23 protein-coding genes and 2 pseudogenes are annotated in these 22,696 nt (G+C 38.2%); 19 read left to right on the top strand and 6 right to left on the bottom strand.

The genetic code is table 11. From position 1 onward, the window contains the following. Nucleotides 1–9 precede the first annotated feature (9 nt). The 3 genes from I215_RS14345 to I215_RS14335 all read left to right on the top strand — a co-directional run bounded on the left by I215_RS14345 (nucleotide 10) and on the right by I215_RS14335 (nucleotide 4,550). Nucleotides 10–1,623, top strand: a complete 1,614-nt coding sequence (locus I215_RS14345; protein ID WP_040460548.1) for a RagB/SusD family nutrient uptake outer membrane protein — start codon at nucleotides 10–12, stop codon at nucleotides 1,621–1,623. Nucleotides 1,624–1,647: 24 nt separating this feature from the next. Further along, a complete protein-coding gene (locus tag I215_RS14340; protein WP_008992712.1) occupies nucleotides 1,648–3,312 on the top strand; it encodes a hypothetical protein in 1,665 nt (554 codons plus the stop codon). 86 nt (nucleotides 3,313–3,398) lie between these two features. Next, entirely contained in the window at nucleotides 3,399–4,550 is a 1,152-nt protein-coding gene (locus I215_RS14335; protein WP_008992711.1) for a glycoside hydrolase family 16 protein, read from the top strand. 483 nt (nucleotides 4,551–5,033) lie between these two features. Here the strand turns inward: I215_RS14335 and I215_RS14330 are convergent, their stop codons facing one another. Continuing rightward, nucleotides 5,034–5,840 carry a hypothetical protein gene (locus I215_RS14330; RefSeq protein WP_237738975.1) on the bottom strand — a complete coding sequence of 269 codons (807 nt, stop codon included), beginning with the start codon at nucleotides 5,838–5,840 and terminating at the stop codon, nucleotides 5,034–5,036. 385 nt (nucleotides 5,841–6,225) lie between these two features. Beyond that, on the bottom strand, nucleotides 6,226–8,064 hold the full coding sequence (locus tag I215_RS14325; protein ID WP_040460557.1) for an alpha/beta hydrolase-fold protein: 1,839 nt from the start codon (nucleotides 8,062–8,064) through the stop codon (nucleotides 6,226–6,228). Nucleotides 8,065–8,309: 245 nt separating this feature from the next. Between I215_RS14325 and I215_RS16700 the strand changes: the two are divergent. The 5 genes and pseudogenes from I215_RS16700 to I215_RS14305 all read left to right on the top strand — a co-directional run. Next, nucleotides 8,310–8,420, top strand: a pseudogene (locus I215_RS16700) (PDDEXK nuclease domain-containing protein); the annotation flags it as partial. A 517-nt stretch (nucleotides 8,421–8,937) separates the two neighbouring features. Next, nucleotides 8,938–9,369 carry a hypothetical protein gene (locus I215_RS14320; RefSeq protein ID WP_008992708.1) on the top strand — a complete coding sequence of 144 codons (432 nt, stop codon included), beginning with the start codon at nucleotides 8,938–8,940 and terminating at the stop codon, nucleotides 9,367–9,369. Nucleotides 9,370–9,656: 287 nt separating this feature from the next. Then, on the top strand, nucleotides 9,657–10,892 hold the full coding sequence (locus I215_RS14315; protein WP_008992707.1) for a tyrosine-type recombinase/integrase: 1,236 nt from the start codon (nucleotides 9,657–9,659) through the stop codon (nucleotides 10,890–10,892). A gap of 141 nt (nucleotides 10,893–11,033) precedes the next feature. After that, complete coding sequence (locus I215_RS14310) at nucleotides 11,034–11,255, top strand: helix-turn-helix domain-containing protein (RefSeq protein WP_008992706.1); 222 nt, start codon at nucleotides 11,034–11,036, stop codon at nucleotides 11,253–11,255. After that, nucleotides 11,242–11,424: a HipA N-terminal domain-containing protein gene (locus tag I215_RS14305; RefSeq protein ID WP_008992705.1), complete on the top strand. Its 183-nt coding sequence runs from the start codon at nucleotides 11,242–11,244 to the stop codon at nucleotides 11,422–11,424. The genes I215_RS14310 and I215_RS14305 overlap by 14 nt, the downstream gene beginning before the upstream one ends. 67 nt (nucleotides 11,425–11,491) lie before the next feature. Here the strand turns inward: I215_RS14305 and istB are convergent, their stop codons facing one another. Both istB and I215_RS16010 read right to left on the bottom strand, forming a co-directional pair. Continuing rightward, nucleotides 11,492–12,229, bottom strand: a complete 738-nt coding sequence (gene istB / locus I215_RS14300; RefSeq protein WP_008992704.1) for an IS21-like element helper ATPase IstB — start codon at nucleotides 12,227–12,229, stop codon at nucleotides 11,492–11,494. A gap of 43 nt (nucleotides 12,230–12,272) precedes the next feature. Then, a complete protein-coding gene (locus tag I215_RS16010) occupies nucleotides 12,273–12,719 on the bottom strand; it encodes a hypothetical protein (RefSeq protein ID WP_008992703.1) in 447 nt (148 codons plus the stop codon). 35 nt (nucleotides 12,720–12,754) lie between these two features. Here I215_RS16010 and I215_RS14290 point away from each other — a divergent pair. The 11 genes and pseudogenes from I215_RS14290 to I215_RS16530 all read left to right on the top strand — a co-directional run. Beyond that, a pseudogene (locus I215_RS14290) lies at nucleotides 12,755–13,408 on the top strand (TraM recognition domain-containing protein); the annotation flags it as partial. 90 nt (nucleotides 13,409–13,498) lie between these two features. After that, nucleotides 13,499–14,089 (top strand): TetR/AcrR family transcriptional regulator, encoded by a 591-nt coding sequence (locus tag I215_RS14285; protein WP_008992701.1) that lies wholly within the window; start codon nucleotides 13,499–13,501, stop codon nucleotides 14,087–14,089. A 14-nt stretch (nucleotides 14,090–14,103) separates the two neighbouring features. Further along, complete coding sequence (locus I215_RS14280; RefSeq protein WP_008992700.1) at nucleotides 14,104–14,568, top strand: hypothetical protein; 465 nt, start codon at nucleotides 14,104–14,106, stop codon at nucleotides 14,566–14,568. Between the two features lie 18 nt (nucleotides 14,569–14,586). Further along, nucleotides 14,587–14,883 carry a hypothetical protein gene (locus tag I215_RS14275; protein WP_156800291.1) on the top strand — a complete coding sequence of 99 codons (297 nt, stop codon included), beginning with the start codon at nucleotides 14,587–14,589 and terminating at the stop codon, nucleotides 14,881–14,883. Further along, nucleotides 14,856–15,158, top strand: a complete 303-nt coding sequence (locus I215_RS14270; RefSeq protein WP_008992698.1) for a cupin domain-containing protein — start codon at nucleotides 14,856–14,858, stop codon at nucleotides 15,156–15,158. The genes I215_RS14275 and I215_RS14270 overlap by 28 nt, the downstream gene beginning before the upstream one ends. A 48-nt stretch (nucleotides 15,159–15,206) precedes the next feature. After that, a complete protein-coding gene (locus tag I215_RS15775) occupies nucleotides 15,207–16,070 on the top strand; it encodes a helix-turn-helix domain-containing protein (protein WP_008992697.1) in 864 nt (287 codons plus the stop codon). Nucleotides 16,071–16,193: 123 nt separating this feature from the next. After that, nucleotides 16,194–16,403 (top strand): heavy-metal-associated domain-containing protein, encoded by a 210-nt coding sequence (locus tag I215_RS14260; protein ID WP_008992696.1) that lies wholly within the window; start codon nucleotides 16,194–16,196, stop codon nucleotides 16,401–16,403. Nucleotides 16,404–16,421: 18 nt separating this feature from the next. Next, nucleotides 16,422–18,341, top strand: a complete 1,920-nt coding sequence (locus I215_RS14255; RefSeq protein WP_202802613.1) for a heavy metal translocating P-type ATPase — start codon at nucleotides 16,422–16,424, stop codon at nucleotides 18,339–18,341. Between the two features lie 122 nt (nucleotides 18,342–18,463). Then, on the top strand, nucleotides 18,464–19,060 hold the full coding sequence (locus I215_RS14250) for a DUF6448 family protein (protein ID WP_008992694.1): 597 nt from the start codon (nucleotides 18,464–18,466) through the stop codon (nucleotides 19,058–19,060). A 313-nt stretch (nucleotides 19,061–19,373) separates the two neighbouring features. Continuing rightward, complete coding sequence (locus I215_RS14245; protein WP_040460544.1) at nucleotides 19,374–21,875, top strand: cation-translocating P-type ATPase; 2,502 nt, start codon at nucleotides 19,374–19,376, stop codon at nucleotides 21,873–21,875. Nucleotides 21,876–21,968: 93 nt separating this feature from the next. Further along, a complete protein-coding gene (locus I215_RS16530) occupies nucleotides 21,969–22,130 on the top strand; it encodes a hypothetical protein (RefSeq protein ID WP_237738974.1) in 162 nt (53 codons plus the stop codon). An 80-nt stretch (nucleotides 22,131–22,210) separates the two neighbouring features. Here the strand turns inward: I215_RS16530 and I215_RS14235 are convergent, their stop codons facing one another. Next, on the bottom strand, nucleotides 22,211–22,501 hold the full coding sequence (locus tag I215_RS14235; protein WP_008992691.1) for a helix-turn-helix domain-containing protein: 291 nt from the start codon (nucleotides 22,499–22,501) through the stop codon (nucleotides 22,211–22,213). A 4-nt stretch (nucleotides 22,502–22,505) separates the two neighbouring features. Beyond that, on the bottom strand, nucleotides 22,506–22,696 hold a 191-nt coding region (locus I215_RS16525; protein WP_008992690.1), incomplete at its 5' end, for a hypothetical protein.

Raw genomic sequence — 22,696 nt, 5'->3', positions numbered from 1 at the left:
AAAAATATCATGAAAAATAAACATTATATATTATCATCAAGAGGGATTTTTACAGCCGTGTTATCCCTTATGCTATTTATCTCCTGTGAAAAGGATTTTTTGGACGATAGCTTACATTCAGATACTTCTGTTGATTTCTTGTATTCCACTGAAGAAGGACTGGAATCAGCAGTTGTAGGACTCTATTCTTTGAATAGAAATATTTATCAGGATCAAAGCCTAAACGGGACCTACCCACTTATTCTACAAGCAAAGAGTGATTTGGGTGTTGGGATCACAGGGGAGGCTTCTCTTTATAGCCGATTGCTATGGGGAGCTTCTCTTGGAGACTATGGAACCACATCTGGAATCAATGCCCATTGGGTACACTTTTACCGCTTAGTAGACAGAACTAATGCAATTGTAAAAAGTGCTGAGAATTTGCCAGATATTAACCCAGATAGAAGGGATCAAATCTTGGCCGAGGCAAAAGCGATGAGAGCTCATGCGTTCTTCTCTCTTTATCGTTTGTTTAATAATATTTACATCACCACTGAACCGACTACTCCAGAGAATGCCTTTGATGTACCTCAGGACAAATCCTCTATTGAAGAGATTTTTGCACTCTTGCGATCTGATTTGGATTTTGCAATCGAACATTTGGACTATGCTCCAGAGCAATTTGGTAGGTGGGGACAAGGAGCTGCCAGGCACCTTAGAGCCAAAGTTGCCATGTGGGAAAATGACTGGGCCGAGGCTGCCGCGCAGGCTGATGCGGTGATTAGTAGTGGATTCCATTCGTTGGTTCCTACAGAGCAGGTCTTTGCAGGAACACTAGAGCATTCAGAATCTCTTTTTACGGTTAATTTTATGAAAGAAACCATAGGAGGAGGAAGTCCTCATATTATGAATTGGAATATGGTAGCTGCTTATTCTGATGCTCCTGGGATGATTCAGTCTGTTGAAAATGGTGGTGCTGGAGCAGGGTTTATTTCATTGAATCAATATGCGATTGATCTTTTAAATGAAGATCCTAATGACAATAGAAGAAATAATACCTATTACATATTTAATTACGCCTACAATGATCCAGCGGCTCTTCCTCCAGGGAAGGAATTGGGAGATCCATTAGACTTATATGAGAACCATCCAACTGATCAAAATGAGTTTATGCTCTATTACAGAAGACAAAATCCAGGCATATTAAAGTTCTTCGATGAGACTGTGGAGCCAACTGATCGAAATCACTTTAAAAATATAATGATTTACAGATTGGCTGAGACTTACCTTATCGGCGCAGAGGCTCATATGATGCTAAACAATACTGCTAAGGCCTTAGAATACCTTAACCAGGTGAGAAATAGAGCTAATACAGCATCTGTTAATTCAATTGATCTTCAAGCAGTTTTAGATGAAAGAGCTCGTGAATTAGCCTTTGAAGGACAACGTTGGTTTACACTCAAGAGAACGGGTAAACTTTACGACTTTTTGTTTGACCATATGAATAACGACAACATGAATGAGTCGTATCCAGAGGGTAATCCAAAGGTACTTCTTAGAGAGTACATGAAAAATTGGCCTATTCCTCAACAACAAATGGATCTGTTAGGGCCGAATTATCCTCAAAATGACGGATATAACTAAGGGAATAATTTAAATTCAAAGAAAATGAACATTCATAAAAATAACCATATAACAAGCCAAAGGAAAGCATTTTTATCGCTGCTTTTATTCTTTGGGATCCTCGTAGGTATCATATCCTGCGACAATATCGATGATATGCCACCCCCTTCAGCCTATGTTCCCCCAACCCCCGAACCTGAACCACAGCCTGGTGAACCTTGTAAATTTGAAACTTATGTACCTCTTTTAAGCGAGGGCATACAGTTCGAATGTAAAGGACCAGAGCCAACTTTCTTTGGTGAGAAAGATGGTTCTTTTACTCATGAATTCGTTGAGAATCCAGATCCTTCTGGTATCAATACTTCGAATTATGTTGTAGCCTACGGTCAAAGTGAAGGTGTAGAGCCATGGGCTGGTTTCTATTATGATTTGGCTGGCAGAGTGGATTTCTCAGCTTTACAAACTATAAAAGTAAAGGTATATTCTCCTGCTGTTGATCAAATCGTTCTTTTAAAGTTTGAAGATTCCGCTGATGGTTCCATTAATAAAGAAGTTCAAGCCATTACAACTGTGGCTAATCAATGGGAAGAGTTATCTTTTGCTTTTTCACCAAGTGATACCGATAAATTCGATCGTATAGTGTTGTTCTTTGGTTTTAACGGCACTAAGGAAGCTCCAACGACCTACTATTTTGATGATATAGTTATGGCGGAAGGAGCAGCTGAAGAACCTGGAGAAGCTGCTGCTCCTACTACGGCTGCACCTGTACCAAGTGCTGATGGATCTGCACTTATTTCAATCTTTAGTGATGCCTATACTAATGTTGAAGGAACAGACTTCAATCCAAATTGGGGACAATCCACACAGGTTACTCAGGAATTAATTGGTGGTGACAACACCCTTAAATTAGCCAACCTGAATTATCAAGGGATAGCATTTGCCTCAAGTGTTGATGTTTCTGCTCATACAATGGTCCATGTTGATTATTGGACAGCCGATGCCACTGCAATTAATTTATCATTAATCAGTACTGGCCCTGCAGAGATTCCTTATGCGTTTCCTATAACAACAGGTCAGTGGGTAAGTCTAGATATTCCACTAAGTGAATTTTCATCGGTAGTAGACCTCAAAGATCTAATACAATTGAAACTTGATGGAAATGGAACCATTTATCTTGATAATATCTATTTTTATACCCCTTCGGCTTCTGGACCTACGGCTCCTGCTTCGAACCCAACTCATGCAGCGGCTGATGTGATCTCTCTATTTAGCGATAGTTATACTAATGTTTCGGTAGATAGTTGGAGAACTGATTGGTCAGTTGCAACGCTAGAAGATATCGAAATCGATGGTAATGCTGTAAAAAAGTACAGCGATTTGAATTTCGTAGGCATAGAAACAGTAACTAGTCAAATTGACGCCTCCTCAATGACTCATTTCCATACTGATGTCTGGACTGGAGATGCAACCCAAATCAGAATTAAATTAGTTGATTTTGGTCCTGGTGGTATTTATGATGGTGGAGATGACACTGAACATGAAATCACCTATGATAATCTAGAGCAAAACACTTGGATCTCCTTGGATATTCCACTAAGTGATTTTACAGGTATGACCAACAGAACAAATATTGCGCAACTGATTTATTCAGGACAACCTGCTGGGACAATGACTCTTTTGGTGGACAATGTTTACTTTTATAAGCAATAGAGACTAAAGTATTAAGAACACTAGTTTAGAACGTTAATAGCTCCCTTTCTATAGAAAAAGGGAGCTTAATTCTAAAATTTAAGACGATGAAAAATCAGAATAATTCACCTATTTATCAAACATTAAAAATGAGTATATTCAGTATATCCCTTTTAACCCTAGTCTTTTCCCTAGCGTGCAGTTCTGGGGATTCACAAACCGATGACATGCCATCAGATCTGGTGGTGGAAGTAGCAATCTTAGGAGCTACTGATTCAAGCCCTGCTGGTGATGGCTCTGGGAAAGTTACTATAACGGCTACGGCAAATAATGCAACAAAATATGCCTTTAGAATTGATGCTGGTGACTTAATCGAGAGTCAAAACGGAACTCTTGAGCATCAATTTACAAATAATGGAACCAATTCTTATAATATTTCTGCATGGGCTTATTCATCCAATGGGAAATTTATCACCCAGACTACAAGTGTTGAAGTTTTTAAAAGTGATGAGAAATTCACTACACTGATCTTTTCAGATGAGTTTGAGTATGAAGGCCGTCCTGATGCCGATAAATGGCACCATCAAATAATTCCACCTAACAATGGAAGCTGGCATAATGATGAACTACAACATTATACAGATAGAGAGGAGAACTCGTATGTGAGTGATGGGACTTTAAAAATAAAAGCCCTAAAGGAGCAGTATACCTACAATGGCTCTACTAAAGAATACACTTCAGCCAGACTTAATTCAAAAGTGGCATTTACCTATGGGAAGATAGAGGTTCGCGCGAAACTTCCTAGTCCTGCAGGTACATGGCCGGCAATTTGGACGTTGGGTGCAAATTCGAATGAAACAGGCAACTACTTCGGTGATCAGTATGGCAGTGTTGGATGGCCCTTATGTGGAGAAATTGATATTATGGAACAAACCGGATGGGATAAAAATTCTACGATTTCTCATTTCCATTGGGGAGATCTCAATACAAAAGAATATAACGACGAGGGCAGCGAGACGGCTATTTCGAATGCTTCTTCGGAGTTTCACATTTATAAGCTAGTTTGGGATAGCAAGAGCTTGAAAACATACGTTGATGATACACTTGTACATGAATTTATTAATGGAAGCAATAAACCATTTAATCATGAGCACTATTTGCTACTTAACATCGCAATGGGTGGTAACTTAGGTGGTGCTGTACCAGCAGATTTTGCAGAAGGAACTTTTGAAATTGACTATGTAAGGATTTATCAATAATTATTCTAAAATTAAACCTTATAAGATTTTTAAAATTGTTGAATTTTAAGGTGTGTTAAATAGTTCTAAAATGGTGTCGCGAGGCACCATTTTTTGCGTTTAGACCTTATAACATCATGTACTTTTAAAACTGAAAGAGTTTTGTGAAAAGGAAAGCCATGACTAAAAAACGCTAATCATTATTGGCTTACTTACGCTGATAACATAGACTCAAGGAATGGTAAATGTGATTACTCTAAAGGAAATGGGGTGTATTTTTTAAAACAAAATATATGATATTGATCCCCAAAGAACTTGAAACATAATGACAATTATAAAATTCAAGCTGAACTGCTGCTACTCCTATTACCCGAGATTGCTTAGGAAATGTGTTTTCTTAACTCGGTCGCACTGCGATCCACCTGTTTCTCATTATTTGAGCAGACTGCCAGTTGATGCTGCTCTTAGCTATAGTTCTATGTTTTTGAATTGGAGATAATTTAGTTAATTATAATAGAGATCGTTGAGGTAATTCTTTTTACTGTCAATTCTAGTGTAGTTGAGTTGGATGGAATGTTTGTTGTCATATGATTTTCCTGAAATAGTATTATTTTTAATTATACCAAATATCGTTTTGATTTGAAAATCTGTTGGTTGTTGGTAAAATCCAATTCTAATACTGTCTTTTTCAAGTGCATAATTGCCAAAATACACTGAATCGTTTATGGAAAGTACAATTTGATTATTATACTCTATGAAAAGCATCGGGTCTTTACCAATATTCCCATTGCTTAATTCCAACGGTGAATTGTCAATAGTCAAACCCTCTATTTTGTACGATCCAACTACGTTTTCATCAACAGTAGTTCTCACGTTTAGTGCAAAAATAAAATATGACACAGAGAGTACGACAACAAAAAATACTGGAAAATATCGTTTGAATTTGTTTTTTTCTAGTTGGATAGAGTAATTTATTCTACCACCGAATTGTATAAAGAATTTATAGATATCTTGGTAATAATCTACCAATAGTAGCAGAACAAGTGTGAAATCAAAAATGGTGTGGCCTATAGCGAAATCAATGTCAAATTCAGTATTTAAAACTAGTAAATTCGAATAAAGGGCAAAGGCCATCAATAAGGCTATCAGTCTTGTCCGTTTAAAAACGATTAATATTCCAATTAAAAACTCAGCTAACCCAATAAACAAATTGTACTGAAATGATCTCCCAAAGAAAGACCACATATGTTGTGACTTTGAAATCTCAACTAACGGAGCGTAGGCTTCATAATGTAATATCCGGAATTGCATAAAAAGGAATTTCGGTATTGCGAAACAAATCATTTTGGTAGCTAAAAAATAAATAGCTAAGTATTTTATTGCTACAAGAATTTTTTTAATGTATTTGTTATTCATTGTTTGTTCCTCTGGATGTCTAGATTAGAATTTCTAATATATGTGTTAATCAATTTAAATAATGGTTAAAAACCTTGGATAAAAATAATATCTTTTAAGTTGAACTCATCGGTGAATCTAGAAAAATTAGAAATGGAAATTGCTTTTTCTTATTTTTTTAGGAGCTAATAACACAGACTGTTCCTTACAGAAATATTTATCGAATGGTTATTGTAATAGTATAGAAGTTGTATTTCAGGCTTTTAAATAATAACATTAACACTCTTTGAAATAAGGAGTTTTATTGTATTCTCTTTTTGTCAACTGTCCAACCATCCCAATTAGAAAGACCAGGTTTTTTACCTTTAAATATCTTTCCGGCTTTTTTATCACCCTTTAACAGCCATTGATACCAACGTAGAGCCACTTTGGCAAAGTCGCCCCCGTGAGGTTGGCTATATGTTCCACCATGGCCTACATCAAGATTTCCAACAAAAACAGGGACATGGTCTATTTGATTAAAATCATCCATGCCATTTTCATAAGCAATGTCTGATGGCCCTCCTAAAAGATAAAGGGTAGGAGTGTGAATGTTTTTTAATTGTTCTTTGGTTACCTGTGGCATTCCAGGCATACCGCCTCCTGGATTTTTTAGTACCCCACTGTTAAATACGCCTAAAGTAGCGATCCTTGGATCGCTTGCCACTTCGAGTGCTTGCAGGCCACCACAGGACATTCCACTTACTGCAATGTTAGAGGTGTCAATTTTTTGGTAGTAAAGACTGTTGGGGTCGTTGTTTTGAGCTATTGCCCAATCAATGGCATCGGAAAGTTTTTCAGATTTAGAACGAACTTCGGTTGTTTTGGGCATGGTTCCAATGGCTACCACTAGAAAACCATGGGAAGCGATTTCGTTTAGAAAATTAACGTGTTCCCAAGGTGAATCAAAACAGGCTCCGTTGCCCCATGCAATAACCGGTAAAGGGTTACCTTTACTAAAGTCATCTAAATTTTCGGGTCTGAATAACGTGTGGGTTGCCAATGAAGCTTCGCTAGTCATAATGGCTGGATACTTTCCAGTACCTCCGTCCTCTATGATCTCTGTAGTGGTTCTTTTTTCAAAAACCAAGTTCTTGGTAAAAAAGGGCAATGCTTTGGTGCGAATACGCTGGGCAATACGATTTAGATGATCTCCTTGATAACTTTCATACTCATGAGGTATCTGGTAGGCATTTAGGAGTTCATGTAACCTTTTAGTAGCATCACTAATTCCTTTATCCTGTTTTCCAGCATCCATACCGATGGCGTTGAGCTTTTTTAAGTTATGTATGTACTGGTCAATCACAGAAAGGGTACGACTAGCTGTTATTTTATTGGCAATGTCTTGACGTATTTTTCCATCTTTAAAGGGCAGATCAAGGAAGAAGGGTGGATTATTGGGATTAGAGGCGAAGGCAGCAGAAGTAGCGAGTACTGCAATTTCAAAAAAGCTGGTGTTCTCTAGTTCTTCTACCTTCGTAATGGAAGCCACCTTGTCCAATACGTCTTTATTTGCATCAAATTCTCCATCCATACAACAAGGACTTAGCATATAGATCGAAGAAAACACTTCTGGATATTTCATTCCTAAGCGTATGGTGCCATAGCCGCCCATGGAATGCCCGGCAAGCCCCCGGCTCTTCACATAGGGAAGTGTTCGATAATTGGAATCAATATATGCCACCAACTCTTTAGCTATAAAAGTCTCCCAATCACCAATGGTGGCAGAGCTGGCATACATACTACCTTTAAAGCTATTGTACGCATTGGGCATCACTACAATCATTTCTTCTGAAAGTCCTTCTTCTAGGGATTGTTCAATAACATCCTGTAAATTTATCCAGTGCTCTTCCCAGCCAAACCATTTCGAATCGGAATCGGTAAAACCGTGGAGCATATAGAGAACTGGGAATTTTTTATTGGGGTTGCTTTGGTAGGAAGGAGGTAAGTACACAGTTACGTCCCGCTCTGGAGAATCACCAATAAGATTTCCTTCTAGGGCGATGCTATTTATTTTAATACGCTCTTTGGTGCCTTGTTGGGCTTGAGTAAATGTATTATTCAAAACAATAAGGACAATTAAAAGATAGATTTGTTTCATTATTTTTGGTTTGGTTTTCAAGTATAGCCAAACCATGTTTGGCTATCAATTAGGAAAGATAAATAGAAAAGTTTAAATCACTTAAGAGTTTATTAGTGTTTATACAAAAAAGACAAAATTTGTTTTGTAATTATAGTGCAGGAAATTAATGTGTTAGTTAATCGTAATTTGGGAAATTAGTTGAATAACCAGATCTAATTACATGACAAAAAATGGCAAAATATTGATAAGCTCAATATAGGCAGGGATTTGCTGAAAGGAATGTACGTCGAATGATTCAATTATCTGAACTTTTTTCCGATTTAGAGATTGTGTCAACACTGTCGACACAATTGCGGTGGTCTCATTTTCTGTAAGTTATATCCTTAACTGCCGGGACTGAAAGAATTTTTTATTTGCAAAAGCAGCAGAAGGAAATTGGAGTGTCAGAGCTATGGGTAAACAAATCGTGCACAAGGCATACAAACGAAAATAAATTGCTCAAATTCAAATAAAAGATAGTCTTGCTATATCGGAAAATACATTTAAGAATCCTTACTTTCTGGACTTTTTAGGGCTGAAAGAAGGTTGTCTAGAAAATGACATTGAAGTCACTACTCTTAAAGAAATCGGATTATTTATTCTGGAATTGGGTTTTGATTTTGCCATTGTTTGAGGGTCAGAAAAGAATGATTATAGATGGAGAAGATTTTTATTTGGATTTATTTATCACCGAAAATTGAAACGGCTAGTGGCCATAAGAAATTGAAATTAGCTTTATCTGAAATGGCTTCAAAAACACGAACAATAGGAAGGAGAAAACACACCAAGCGCTTTTTATCTGGATTCCTTTTTTTAATTTAAATTTATGCTGTAATAAACATAATTTAAATCATGGCAAAACTAGATGTTACAGATGAGCAACTTGGAGTCATTCAAACAGCTCTTGAGCATTATGCAAGGATTGGGATTGGACAGTTTAATTTTATTACTGAGCACCCCACCTTTGACAATTTTTTATATAATGAACTTAAAAACGAGGATGGTGAAACGGATTGGACAAAATATCACCAGATAATGACAAAAGTAGAGACAGCACTTACTTATCCTCGCAACTTACTTATAAATGATATGAGTATGCCTGGACATGGAAGTTGGGGTGTTTTACATCCAGATGTAGATGAAAGTTGCAGGATAGCGTTTGATATTATGCAGGTTATACGCCATGCTAGATGGAAAATTAATCCTAATAAAAACTACGAAACTGTAGATAGTAGTGTTCACTTTACGAGTAAGGGAAGTGAAAAAGCAAAAGTAGAATTATAAACATTCTCATTCTTTTATCCTAAACACTTTGTCGTATTTGTGTCATAATATACACAAATAAAAAAAACGCAACTGTCTTTTTTTAGATCGTTGCGTTTGTTTTAAGTGGAGTCGGAGGCTATCCTTTCTATTATAGTTGCTTAATCAGAAATATTTATTATGTTGTTGTATAACAGTGTTTTACAGGGATTTTTAGGTCTTATTACAAATTTTAATACTAATAAGATATACTAAAATTGTCAACCATTTTGTCAACGCATCATTTTTAATTAAATTTTTTGAAAGCTATGAATTATTCTTTTTTCCTACGTAAACCAAAATCTAAATCAGAAACTTCAATCTTATTTTCCTGTTTTTTCAACGATGAAAAGAAGAAATTTGTTTACTCAACTAAAAAGGCAATTTTGCCAGAGCATTGGGACTTTAAAAATAAGTGCCCCAATAGAAGAGGGAAGCTAGTTTCCAGTAACCAAAAGCAAATAACTAAACGCTTAAATGATTTTGCTACAGAATTCCAGAGAATAAGATCTAGATCGGAATTGGGGGAGCAGAATTTTGATAGCATTATTCTTAAAGAACATTTTGATCAGGTTTTTGAACGTGTCAAGAAGGTAAGTTCATTCTTTGATGTGTATGATATGTTTATGGAAGAGAAAGTGAAACTCAAAGAATGGTCTAAATCTACCAGGAAGCGTTATAAAAACATAAAGAACCTATTACTGGAGTTTGAAGAAGTAAAAAATTATAGGCTGACCTTTGCCAAAGTGAATAAGAAGTTTTTTATCGAATTCACCGATTATTGTTATGAGTATAAAGATCACTACACAAATACCTTTAGTCGGAATGTGGGATTATTTAAAACATTTATGTTTTGGTCGGTTAAAAATGGGTACGCCTTTAACACTGCATTTGAAGATTTTAAAAAGCCCCAACGGGTATTAACCAGGCAGGAAGCTTTAACAATGGATCAGGTTAAAATTCTTCATAATTTTCCGTGTCTTACTGAAGCAAAATCTAAAGCAAAAGATGTTTTTATTTTTCAATGTCTAACTGGATTAAGATATAGTGAATTGGAATTAGTGAATAAACGCATTATAACCGCAGATGGTTGTCTCTTTTTAAAAGAAGATAAAGATCCTACCAAGCCAAACAGGGAAATTCCGCTTTATGAAATTGCGGCAGATATTTTAAAGAAATACAATTATCAATTACCCTTAACAACCAACCAGGAACAAAATCGAGCTATAAAAAATATTTTGAGAAAAATAGGATTAATACATGAAGTAGAATTTTCTCGTACTAAGGGAGTTGATCAAACGAGGTTTATAAAACCTTTTTGTGATCGTATCAGTACTCATACGGCAAGAAGGACTTTTGTTACTATACTACGTGACGCAGGAGTGGCAGATAAAATAATTATGAGTATTACAGGACACCGGGATATTAAAACATTCAATATGTACCATCAGATTAGTTCTTCTAATACAGTGAAAACAGTTAATAGAGTCTTCGCAGGCTTATAAGGTTATATTTTAAAACATATAAAAATATGCGTTATACTTCTATCATATGCTATAGCATATATTCTAAGTAATTTCAGCAGAGTTGTATGTTATAGCATATAATTTCGTACATTTGCTAAAATTTATACGTTAAAACATATAATGGAGGAGCTGGCAGAATTTGTAAAATCACGAAGGAAAGAAGTTAATCTTACCCAAGAAGAGTTCGCGGAAAGGGCAGGGGTAGCATTAACTGTTATCCGAAAAATCGAGCAAAATAAAATGAATCTAAATCTTGAAAAAGTAAATCAGGTTTTAAAAATGTTTGGTCATAAACTTGTACCCGTAAGTTTTAAAGATATAGAGAGCAATGAGGCAAGCTAAAATTTTATATAATAATCTATTCTGTGGGTTATTGACCGAAACTGACGATGGCACTTTTACATTTCAATATGATGAAGACTACGTAAATCGTTACCCTAGTCAGTTCATAACTTTCACTATGCCAGTAAGAAAAAAAGAGTATAAGGATAAACTGGCTATTTCGGAGTGATGGTGCCACCTGTTTCGGTCAAACAGTGCCACTTTGAAAGATACTGCAATAATATAAAAAATTAATGTTATTCGTTCTTTAAAGTACCTTTTCTTAGCGATTCTCCTTTGAGGTCGATGCGGTGTGAGGAGTTCACGATCCTGTCCAAAATAGCGTCTGCTATAGTTCCTTCCCCAATAATATCATACCAGGCAGATACGGGTATCTGTGAGGATATAATTGTGGAGGCATTGTTGTACCTGTCATCGATGATATCCATAAGGGTTTCCCTAGCGTGGTTATCAAAGCTCTGCAGGCCAAAGTCATCCAGGATCAGTAAGTCTGCTTTGATGAGTTTCCCCAACTCCTTAAGATAAGTGCCATCCACTTTGCTGAGTTTTAATTTCTTAAAAAGGCGGGCGGTATTGGTGTAAATGGTTTTGTATTCCATCATACATCCCTGGTGACCTAAAGCCTGGGCCAGGTAACTTTTGCCAACCCCGGAAGCCCCGGTAAGGATAATATTCTCTTTTCTGGTAATAAAATCCAAGGTGCCCAAACGGGTAAACATATTTTTGTCAAGGTTTCGGTTCTGGGTATAATTTACATCGGCCAGGTTGGCCTGTTGTTTAAAGTTGGCTTGTTTCAAGAGTCTTTCGATCTTACGGTTCTGCCGGTCTTCCCATTGGTGATCGATCAGCAGTGCCAGGTATTCATCGGCAGTGATATTCTCTATGCGGTTGTCCTTTAGGTGTTGCAGGTGCAACTGGGCCATGGCCCCCAGGCGCATTTGTTTTAGTTTTTCAATAGTGTGATTGTTGTTCATTTTTTATTGTATTTAAATGGTTTATTACTTTTGACGTTTTACGTTATTGATAAGCAGAAGCGCCCCGCAAGTTATCGTGTTCTGGGATGTGCGGTTTGTCTTCTTCGAGGTCCTGGTAAAACAGGGAACTTTTGTCCAGGTTGTTTTTCAGTATATTTTTGATGCGCAAATAAGTAGCCGCATCTGCCTGCAGAGCTCTTTTACAGGCGTTGTCCAATCGCTGGGAGCCATAGGATTTGTGCAGTTGGATCACGCCCATCGCCCGTTTGTACCCTATTTCCGGATAGTCTACCGCGGTGATTATTTTCTCAATGCAGCCCAGAACGTGCTTTCCATGCAGGGCTGCTTTCTTTTTAAAAAATTCAGGGTTCCAATCGCTATAGTATTTATGGGTGCTGCTTAGATGTTCTTTGTTGGTGTTATAACTGCCTTTTGATGAATTGCGCTGGTGAAGGGCGATCCGCTGATGATAGTAATACACTTCTACCACAGAACTGGTATAATGGATGTTGGTTTCTTTTCCTATGTAAAAAAGGACAGTTAAAGAGTTCGGTTATCATAGATGAGTTGCCCACAATTTATTTTAGGGGATTGGATAATCTCATCGCAACAGCGAGAAGTAATAAAGTAGCCGTATGTTTGGGTTTTCAAGATTTTTCGCAGTTAATACGTGATTATGGAGATAAAGAGGCAAAAGTTATCCAAAATACCGTAGGTAATGTATTCAGTGGACAGGTTGTGGGCGAAACCGCAAAGAGCTTGTCAGAACGGTTCGGAAAAGTATTGCAAAAACGCCAAAGTATGACCATAAACCGAAACGATAAATCTACTTCCATATCCACACAATTAGACAGCCTTATTCCTGCATCGAAAATCAGTACACTTACACAAGGTATGTTTGTAGGCTCTGTATCGGATAACTTTGACGAACGTATCGAACAAAAGATATTCCACGCTGAAATTGTGGTAGATAACGAAAAGGTAGCTTCCGAAACCAAAACCTATCAGAAGATACCACAAATCCTGTCTTTTGTAGATGAACAGGGCGAGGATAGAATGAAAGAGCAGATTGAAAGCAATTACCGTCTGATTAAGTCCGACATTCTGCATATTGTAGAGAACGAGATAGAGCGTATCAAGAATGACCCCAACTTACAACATTTGGTGCAGGAGAACTAAACATTAAAGTGCCAAATATTGTCCATTAAAAAACTATTCCTATCTTTGTGAGTGAATACTAACTAATGGTTTGTATAGTGAATATATATTATGGAAAAGTTTAGCAATAGGCAAATAGAAATAATGGAAGCGGCTACAAACAGGATTTCAAAATTTGGAATTCAAAATTTGACCATTAAAACACTTGCCGAAGATATCGGCCTATCTGAACCGGCATTGTACCGGCACTTTAAGAGCAAAAATGAAATCCTGCTGAATTTATTGGAATATTTCCAAACGGAAATGAGAAACCGCATTCAGTCTATTCCATTTGAACCCAATGCTACTGAAGGAGATAAACTAAGGAAGATTTTCCATTCGCAACTGCAAACCTTTTCTGATAAGCCGGCAATAGTCAGTGTTATTTTTGCCGAAAGCATCTTTCATTACGATGATGGGCTGAGTAAAAAGGTATCGGAAATTATAAATATGATGCAGGAATTTGTAAACGCAAATGTCGATGCAGGTCAAAAAAACGGGACATATAAGAAACTAATCGGCACTTCTACAATCACGACCATCATTATAGGGGCAATGAGAATGGCGGTTTTGAAATGGAAATTATCAGGACATAAATCAAATTTGGTAAAAGACGGAAAAACAGTCCTGAATGGAATTTTAAAAATGATTGAAAACAAATAAATACAATTTAAGCAATGAAAAAAACGATTTTATTAGGAATGAGCGTAATGCTTTTTTGGAGTTGTAACAATACAGGAAAAACAACGCCTTCCGAAGAAACAGAAGTACAGACAGAAAACCACGCAACGCACCAACACGCTGAAAGTGCCGATGCCGTTGAACTCGACAATGGCGAAAAGTGGCTTGTGAATGAAGAAATGAAACCCTTTGTACTGAAAGGCGAAGAATTGGTCAGCACCTATATCAAAGATAATCAAACGGATTTCAAAGCCCTTGCCGAGCAACTGAAAGACCAAAACACCCAGCTCATAAAAAGCTGTACAATGACGGGAAAAAGCCACGATGAATTACACAAATGGCTGCATCCGCATCTTGAAATCGTGAAAACATTGGAAAATGAAACAGATGCCACAAAAGCAAATGAAGTTGTAGCTCAATTACAACATTCTTACAAGGAATATCACGAATATTTTCAATAAAATTTAAGACCATATGATTTGAGGGGACTATTTGTGCCATTAGTATTGATAGGTTTACTAACAGCCTGTACGAAATCAAATAACGGAGAACAGGCTTTGCAAAATCAGATCGATAGCCTGAAAACGAAATTAGAAAATGCTTACAAGCCCGGCTTTGGAGATTTTATGGGGAAGGTGCAAACCCGCCACAGCAAGCTGTGGTTTGCCGGAGTGAACGAAAACTGGGAATTGGCACAATTTGCAACCTATTCGATCAATCAAAAAAATAACACAATTAAAAATAAATTATGGAAAAAATTATCATCCCAACGGTAAGCGTTTTGGCGATAGGTACTGACTTTGCAGCCAAGCAAATGCAAGCCAATGCCAACGAAGTAATGCTACTTCATCACGCCAATTTAGAATCCATTCTTTTTATTTATGAAGGAGAATGCATCCTGCAAATGAATGACGAAGAACTTTTGCTAAAACCGGGTGAGGCGGTGGTTATTCCACCACTTATCAAGCACCAAATCAAAGCAGTAAAGGATTATAAAGGGATTCATTTTATGCCCAAAGACATCAAGTTTGAGTTTTTTAAAAATGTTTAATGTTTATTTTCAATCTTTATTGTGATATGAGTTTTAAAAGTCAACTTTATGAAGCCAATCCCCTATATCGAATACACCAAATTGGAGAACAGCGGCTCCTTTTCAGATAAATGGTACTATATGTCGCACCTCAGCAATGCCTGTGCTTCAGAAGACGCACATCGCACATCGGCCTATGCCATTTGCCTGCTGAGTGAGGGCGAACTCCAACTGGATTCTGATCTGTTCGTGCATAAAGCCAAAGCACCTGCCATATTTACCATTGCCCCATCGGCGATTCGGAAGTTTACAGATCTGGGAAGTGCGTATGATGCCCAGATTCTATTCTTTCGAAAAGAGGTCTTTTTGGAAGGACAAACGGATATATCCTACTTGGATAAATTTGATTTTTTTGAAAAAACGGGGGAGCAAGTTGTTACTTTGGATGCGGAACTTTTTGGTCAATTTAAATCCTACTTTGAGTTGATCCATCAAAAAACTACAGAAAACGCACCCCACACTTCGGCCATTATCAGGAGTTTGATTTATGTTATTCTCAATGAAATTGATGATGCCCACCAAAAGCAAAATCCGATTGCCGATCAGGAAACCGATAAAAACGCGCATATCCTCACCCAATTTAAAAGTCTGCTGTCCGAGCATTTTATAGAAGAAAGAGAAGTGTCGTTTTATGCAGATAAATTGCATTTGACTCCTAAGTATTTTTCAACGCTCATCAAAGAAGTCAGCGGTAAAACTGCCGGTGCCTGGATAAACGAAATGCTTCTTTTGGAAGCCAAGGTCCGATTGCAAAACCAAAAGCAGAGCATCGCCCAGATTGCCTATGACCTCAATTTTTCCGACCCGTCGCATTTTGGCAAATTCTTCAAAAAACATACGGGAATAAGTCCAAAAGAATACAGAGAGGCCTAAGAACCTTTCAAATCCGACTTTTATACCATTTCCCCCTACTTTCGGCTCTTCCAACCGGCAGGGGTTGTCTCTATCTTTGTATTGAACAAAAAAAAGAAGTATTAACCATTAAAAAAGATAAAGATGAAAACAATAAGAATTCAATTAGAAACCCTTACCTGCCCGAGTTGTATCAACAAAATTGAAGGTGTACTAAATAAACAAACCGGAGTGGATGAAGCGAAGGTAATGTTCAATTCGAGTAAAGTAAAAATAACCTACAACGAGGAAGAAACCAATCTTAAGGAACTCTCTGAAATAATAGAGAAACTGGGATATCCTGTGTTGTCATAAATGATGATAGCTATGATAATGAAGACAAAAAATAGGAGTATTTTAACGCTGGTGTCCGGCGGACTTTTATTGGCAGCTTTGGCTGTATATCTGATAAACCCCGGAAGCCTGGCACAAGACATCATATTGATTGTTGCCGCGATTCTTGCAGGAGTTCCCATTGCAATAAAGGCTTTTAAAGCATTGCGAATGAAAGCTTTCAGCATTGATTTACTGGTCACAATCGCTGTTATTGGCGCAATGATAATAGGTGAATACGTAGAGGCGGCAGTAGTTTCTTTCTTGTTTTTGTTTGGCCACTACTTAGAAGGGCGTACCCTAAGAAAAACAAGAGCATCCTTAAAGTCGCTGATGGATATGGCACCGCTTGAAGCTACTATTCTAAAGAATGGAAAACGCATTACCATTCCTGCGGATGAAGTACAAGTGGGCGATCACGTCATTGTACAACCGGGAGGAAGAATTCCGGTGGACGGAATTGTGATTTCTGGACAATCCTTGATCAACCAAGCCGCTATTACCGGCGAATCGGTTCCTGTTAGAAAAACCAAAGGCGATCAGGTGTTTAGCAGTACGATTTCGGACAACGGATATTTGGAAATCCTTACCGAAAAAGTGGGCGACGACACGACTTTTGCTAAAATCATCGAATTGGTTGAAGAAGCACAAGAAACAAAAGCAAAAGCGCAAAAATTTATGGAGCGGTTTGCCGCGTATTACACCCCGGGGATTATTATTCTCTCGGTGATCGTAGGACTCATTACTCAGAATGTCCACCTGGCATTGACCTTTCTGGTTATCGCTTGTCCGGGCGCTCTGGTCATTTCCGTTCCTGTTTCAATTGTTGCCGGAATCGGGAATGGCGCCAAGAATGGAATTCTGATAAAAGGTGGCGATAAAATGGAAAATCTTGCCAAAGTAAACACCCTTGTATTTGATAAAACAGGAACACTGACCAAAGGTCAGCCCGAGGTAACAGACATTCAAGCTTATGGAATTTCAACGGATGAATTGCTTCAACTCACAGCAGAAGTAGAGGTGACTTCAGAGCACCACCTCGGTAAAACCATCGTAAAAAAAGCCAAAGAAAACGGCCTTGAATTGGTTAACCAACCTACGGATGTGGAAATTATGAAAGGCCACGGTCTTCGGGCAAAATTAGATGCCAAACAGATTTATATCGGAAATAAATCAGGCGCAGAAAAGCTGGGAATTACCATTGACACTGAGGCAAATGACTATATGCTTCAACAACAGAAAAATGGAAACACTTCGGTTTTCATTGCCAGAAACAATAAAGTGATCGGGATTATTTCTATTGCCGACCAGGTTAGGAAAGAAGCTCCCGCCACGATGGAACAATTACGGAATGCCGGAATTGATGACCTAATGATGCTCACCGGCGATAATGAATTAGTTGCCCAAAAAGTTGCCCATCAATTGGGAATCGACAAAGTTTATTCGGAATTATTGCCCGAAGATAAAGTAACTAAAGTCGCAGGATTAAAAACCTCAGGTCGAAATGTGGCAATGGTTGGCGATGGAATTAACGATGCACCCGCCATTGCCACCGCAGATGTTGGTATCGCAATGGGCGGCACAGCCACCGATGTAACGATGCAGACCGCAGATATCATCCTGATGTCAGACAAATTGGATAAACTGCCTTATGCCATCGAACTCGCCAAAGCTACCATCAGCAATATGAAGCAGAACACTTACTTCGCTTTGATCACTGTTGCGCTCTTGTTGGTGGGGGTTTTAACAGATAACATTCATCTGGCATCCGGAATGTTGATCCACGAAATAAGTGTGATATTGGTTATTTTAAATGCCGTTCGATTGGTAAGAATTCCGAAGTATCAGATTCGATTTAAGTGGCCGAATTTTAAAATCAAAACAAGAACGGAGCGAGGTGAAACGCAACTGGCGATGTAGGCTTACCAAAAGGAATTTCCGACTTTTATACCAAAAATGCCTACCAATGTACTTTATAAAAGCAGGATCAAAATCTAACTTTGTACAAGTAAATCATTCAAAACACTTAAAAATAAATAGATATGAAAACACTGAAAAAATTCAAAATGAGATTAAGTAAAATCACACTTTTATTGGGTGCTATGGTAATCTTTTCTGCCCCCGCATTTGCACATTGTGATTCGTATGATGGCCCCGTAATCCAGGATGCCTACAAAGCTTTGGAAACGAAAGAATCAGAGTATATAATGAAATGGGTAGGAACTGAGCACGAGCCTGAAATAAAACAGCTTTTTGACAAGACGATTAGCTTAAAGAACGGCGATGCGGAAATTTACAGCATCGTAGAAAAGCATTTTTTGGAAACCCTGGTTCGTTATCACCGTGAAACGGAAGGAGCCCCATACACCGGCTTAAAACCAGCGGGTTCCACTGCCCCGATCGTTCAAATGGCCGATAATTCGATTGCAAAAAAAGATGTAAAGCAATTGCTCACCAATCTGGATAAACACATTAAAACAGTTATTCAGGAAAAGTATGACACCGTGATGAAATTGGAAAAAGTAAAGGACAATTCCATTGCTGAAGGAAGAGCGTATGTAGCTGCTTATGTTGATTATACACACACTTTGGAAGCTCTGGAAGCGGTAATATCACACGAAGGCGGACATCATCATTAAAAATAAATTAGCTTTAATAAATTAGGAAAAAGTTGTGTGCCGACTGGCGGCACACAACTTTTTTTTCTCTATAAAATTATTGCTATTAAAATGTTAACTCTATTTGTTCGCAAGTACCGATTAAAGGAATATTTCGTAAGTTGTATCCAAGAATTCACACACAAGAAAATGGAGCAAATGGAAAATCCTTCGACTCGGATTGACACTTAAGATCTTCATTTATTAGAACAAATTCACGATGAAATTTTAGCATTGCCAGCTTTAAAATCACATTAAACGACGGTAAAGAGTAATTTTATACATTCAAAAAATGATGACCTCCCACAATATCCCAAAACATCTCACCGGTCTCTCGGAAGAAGAACTCAAAATCTCCCGAAATAAATTTGGTTTCAACCAAACAGATGCCGTTAAGAAAAGCGCCTGGTACACTATGTTGCTGGATATTTTAAAAGAACCGATGCTACTTTTACTCATTGCCGTAGCCGGAATCTATCTTCTTGTGGGCAATTATTCCGAAGCGATTTTTATGTTGGGGGCGATCATTGCCGTTTCGGGGATTTCGTTTTACCAGGACAACCGCAGTAAAATGGCATTGGAAGCACTCGAAAAACTGAATGAACCGCTAAGCACCGTTATCAGAAATTCCCGGGTAATCCAAATTCCCACACACGAAATTGCTGTGGGCGATCTGTGCATTATCGAAGAAGGGAAAATGATCAATGCCGATGGCGAAATTGTACACAGCAACGATTTTTCGGTGAATGAAGCCTCGCTTACCGGGGAAAGTTTGTCGGTTTTTAAAAATCAAGATTCCGAAGACAGAAAGGTGTATAGCGGAACTTTGGTGGTCTCGGGCCTGGCAGTTTTCAAAGTGGAGAAAATCGGTTCGGAAACAAAGTTGGGTGAAATCGGACTCTCCATTTTAAACATTAAGGAAGAACATTCGCCCTTGCAAATCCAGATCACCAAATTTGTGAAATGGATGGCAGTGGTGGGAATCGTGGTTTTTCTTATGGTGTGGGCATACAGTTACTGGCAATCGCAAAATATTATTGAAAGTTTATTGGTGGGCCTCACCTTGGCAATGTCCATTTTGCCGGAAGAAATTCCGGTGGCCTTTACCACTTTTATGGCATTGGGAGCCTGGAAACTGATGCGCGAAGGAGTGATTATCAAACGAAGCAGTGTGGTGGAAACCTTGGGAAGCACTACCGTAATCTGTGCCGATAAAACCGGAACCATTACCGAAAATTCGATGCAGCCCAAAACCTTGTTTGATTACAAATCCAATCAGGTTTTTGACGAAGCTCATTTTGACGCAACCGAACTTTCCGAGCTTATTCAATTTGCAATGTGGAGCAGTGAACCCGTTCCGTTTGATCCGATGGAGAAGGCGATTCATCAGGTTTATGAGCAAACCCAGACCGACGACCAACGGAAAAATTTTAAGATGTTTCACGAATATCCATTGGATGGCAAACCTCCGATGATGACCCATCTTTTTGAAAACCATACTGGAGAACGGATTATTGCCGCCAAAGGTGCGCCCGAAGCCATTCTTGCCGTTTCCAATCTTTCTGAAACCGAAAAAGAAATTCTTCGTCGGCGCATACAAGATTTTGGAAAACAGGGATATCGCGTCTTGGGCGTTGCAAAATCCAATTTTGAAGGCACTGACTTCCCCGTAAAACAGCAGGATTTCAACTTCGAATTTTTAGGATTTACGGTTTTTTACGATCCACCAAAAAAGGACATTCAGCAGATTTTTCAGAAAATATATGATGCGGGGATTAAAGTAAAAGTCATTACCGGCGATAATGCCGATACCACAAATGCCATTGCACAACAAGCGGGAATTATCAACCACACCCCGGCTGTAAACGGTGCCGAAATCATTGATCACACCGAAGCGGAATTAATTGAATTATCCCGAAAGACGACCTTGTTTACCCGTATGTTTCCCGAAGCAAAACTGGCAATGGTCAATGCCTTTAAGCAAGACGGAGAAGTAGTGGCGATGTTGGGCGATGGCGTAAACGATGCTCCAGCACTAAAAGCGGCACATATTGGCGTGGCAATGGGAAGCAAAGGCACGGAAATAGCGAAAGCGGCCGCCTCGTTGGTAATTACCAACGACGATTTGGGCAAGTTGATAACCGGAATTGCCGCTGGCAGACGGATTTACGCCAATATCAAAAAGGCCATTCAATACATTATTTCCATCCACATACCGATTATTCTAACGGTTTCTTTGCCTTTGTTCCTGGGTTGGATTTATCCGCATATTTTCAAGCCTGTTCACGTTATTTTCCTGGAGTTAATAATGGGTCCGACTTGTTCCATTGTCTATGAAAACGAACCGATGGAGAAAAACACAATGCAACGAAAACCCAGGAAAATGATCGAAACTTTCCTGAATTGGAAGGAATTAAGCATCAGCATTATTCAAGGTTTACTCATTACGGTAGGTGTATTGTTCGCATACCAATTGACCGTACAAAACGGAGGCAATGAAGTAACCACCAGAGCGATGGTTTTCACGACCTTGATTTTCGCCAATATCCTGCTAAGCTTGGTCAATCGTTCGTTTGTGTACAGTGTTTTTGACAGTTTTAAATACAAAAACAACTTATTCCCAATCGTTATCGGTGCAACTTTGATCCTGCTTCTTGCGATATTGTATATCCCGGTTTTTGCCAATTTCTTTCACGTTACCGGATTAAACATTCAGGAATTGGGAACTGCGTTTTTAATTGCAGCGACTTCTGTACTTTGGTTTGAGGTGTATAAGTGGATAAAAAGAAAGAGGTAAGGCATTTTTTTAAGAATAATAGTGCTCAATTAAAAAATAGTATTACCTTTGTGAGTGAATACTAACTAACAGATTTTAAAAACGTAAAATAGTATGGCAGCATTTGAAAAAGAAACTATATTCTCTTTAGAAGAGGCGATTGAATACACGGACGGTGGCGTGATCAGCAAACAGGTCGGTATTCCACTTGTCCTTACGTCCATTAAAGTCTTTACCGATATTGTATGGAGGGTCAACAAATATCAAATCAATTGATTTATCTTCAATCTTTGATTCTAAGACTTGAATCGCATCTCCATTATATATTATATGTCCGTCTTTGTTATACGTTTTTATCATCTGCTCACATATTTTGCTTGTTCTTCGGCAACTTTTAAAGCCTTCAAACCTTGATTTTCATCTTTAATTAAGTCGTAAATCTTGTTCGCCAACCACAATGTTTCTAAGTCAGAATGTGCAACATTGAAAAATTCACTAAGTTTTTTGAGATCTTCTCGTTTTATTAGCTTCTGGTCATTTTCAATTTTGCTCAGGAATCCTTCGCCAATGCCAAGTTTTGCAGCGAGTTCACGCTGTTTCATACCTGATTCTTCTCTGAGTTGTCTAATTCTTTGTCCGAGTGTCATTGACTTAATCTATACTTGTCCAAAATTGGTCAAATATAAAATTATTTTTTCTAATTATCAATTGAGCTTGGTAAAAAAACAGCTCTTTTGGTTTTTCAGCGTTGGGGTTTAGCGTTGACAACAACCAAATGTGCTGTTCGTGCGGCTGGTTTTCAGCTTGCAGGTAACGTTTAGTATATGCAAAGTAGGCGATTG

The organism is Galbibacter marinus, assembly GCF_000300875.1.
GTDB classification, from domain to species: Bacteria; Bacteroidota; Bacteroidia; order Flavobacteriales; family Flavobacteriaceae; genus Galbibacter; species Galbibacter marinus.
Note: the sequence above shows the minus strand (reverse complement) of the source record. Positions and strands in the feature narration are given on the sequence as shown.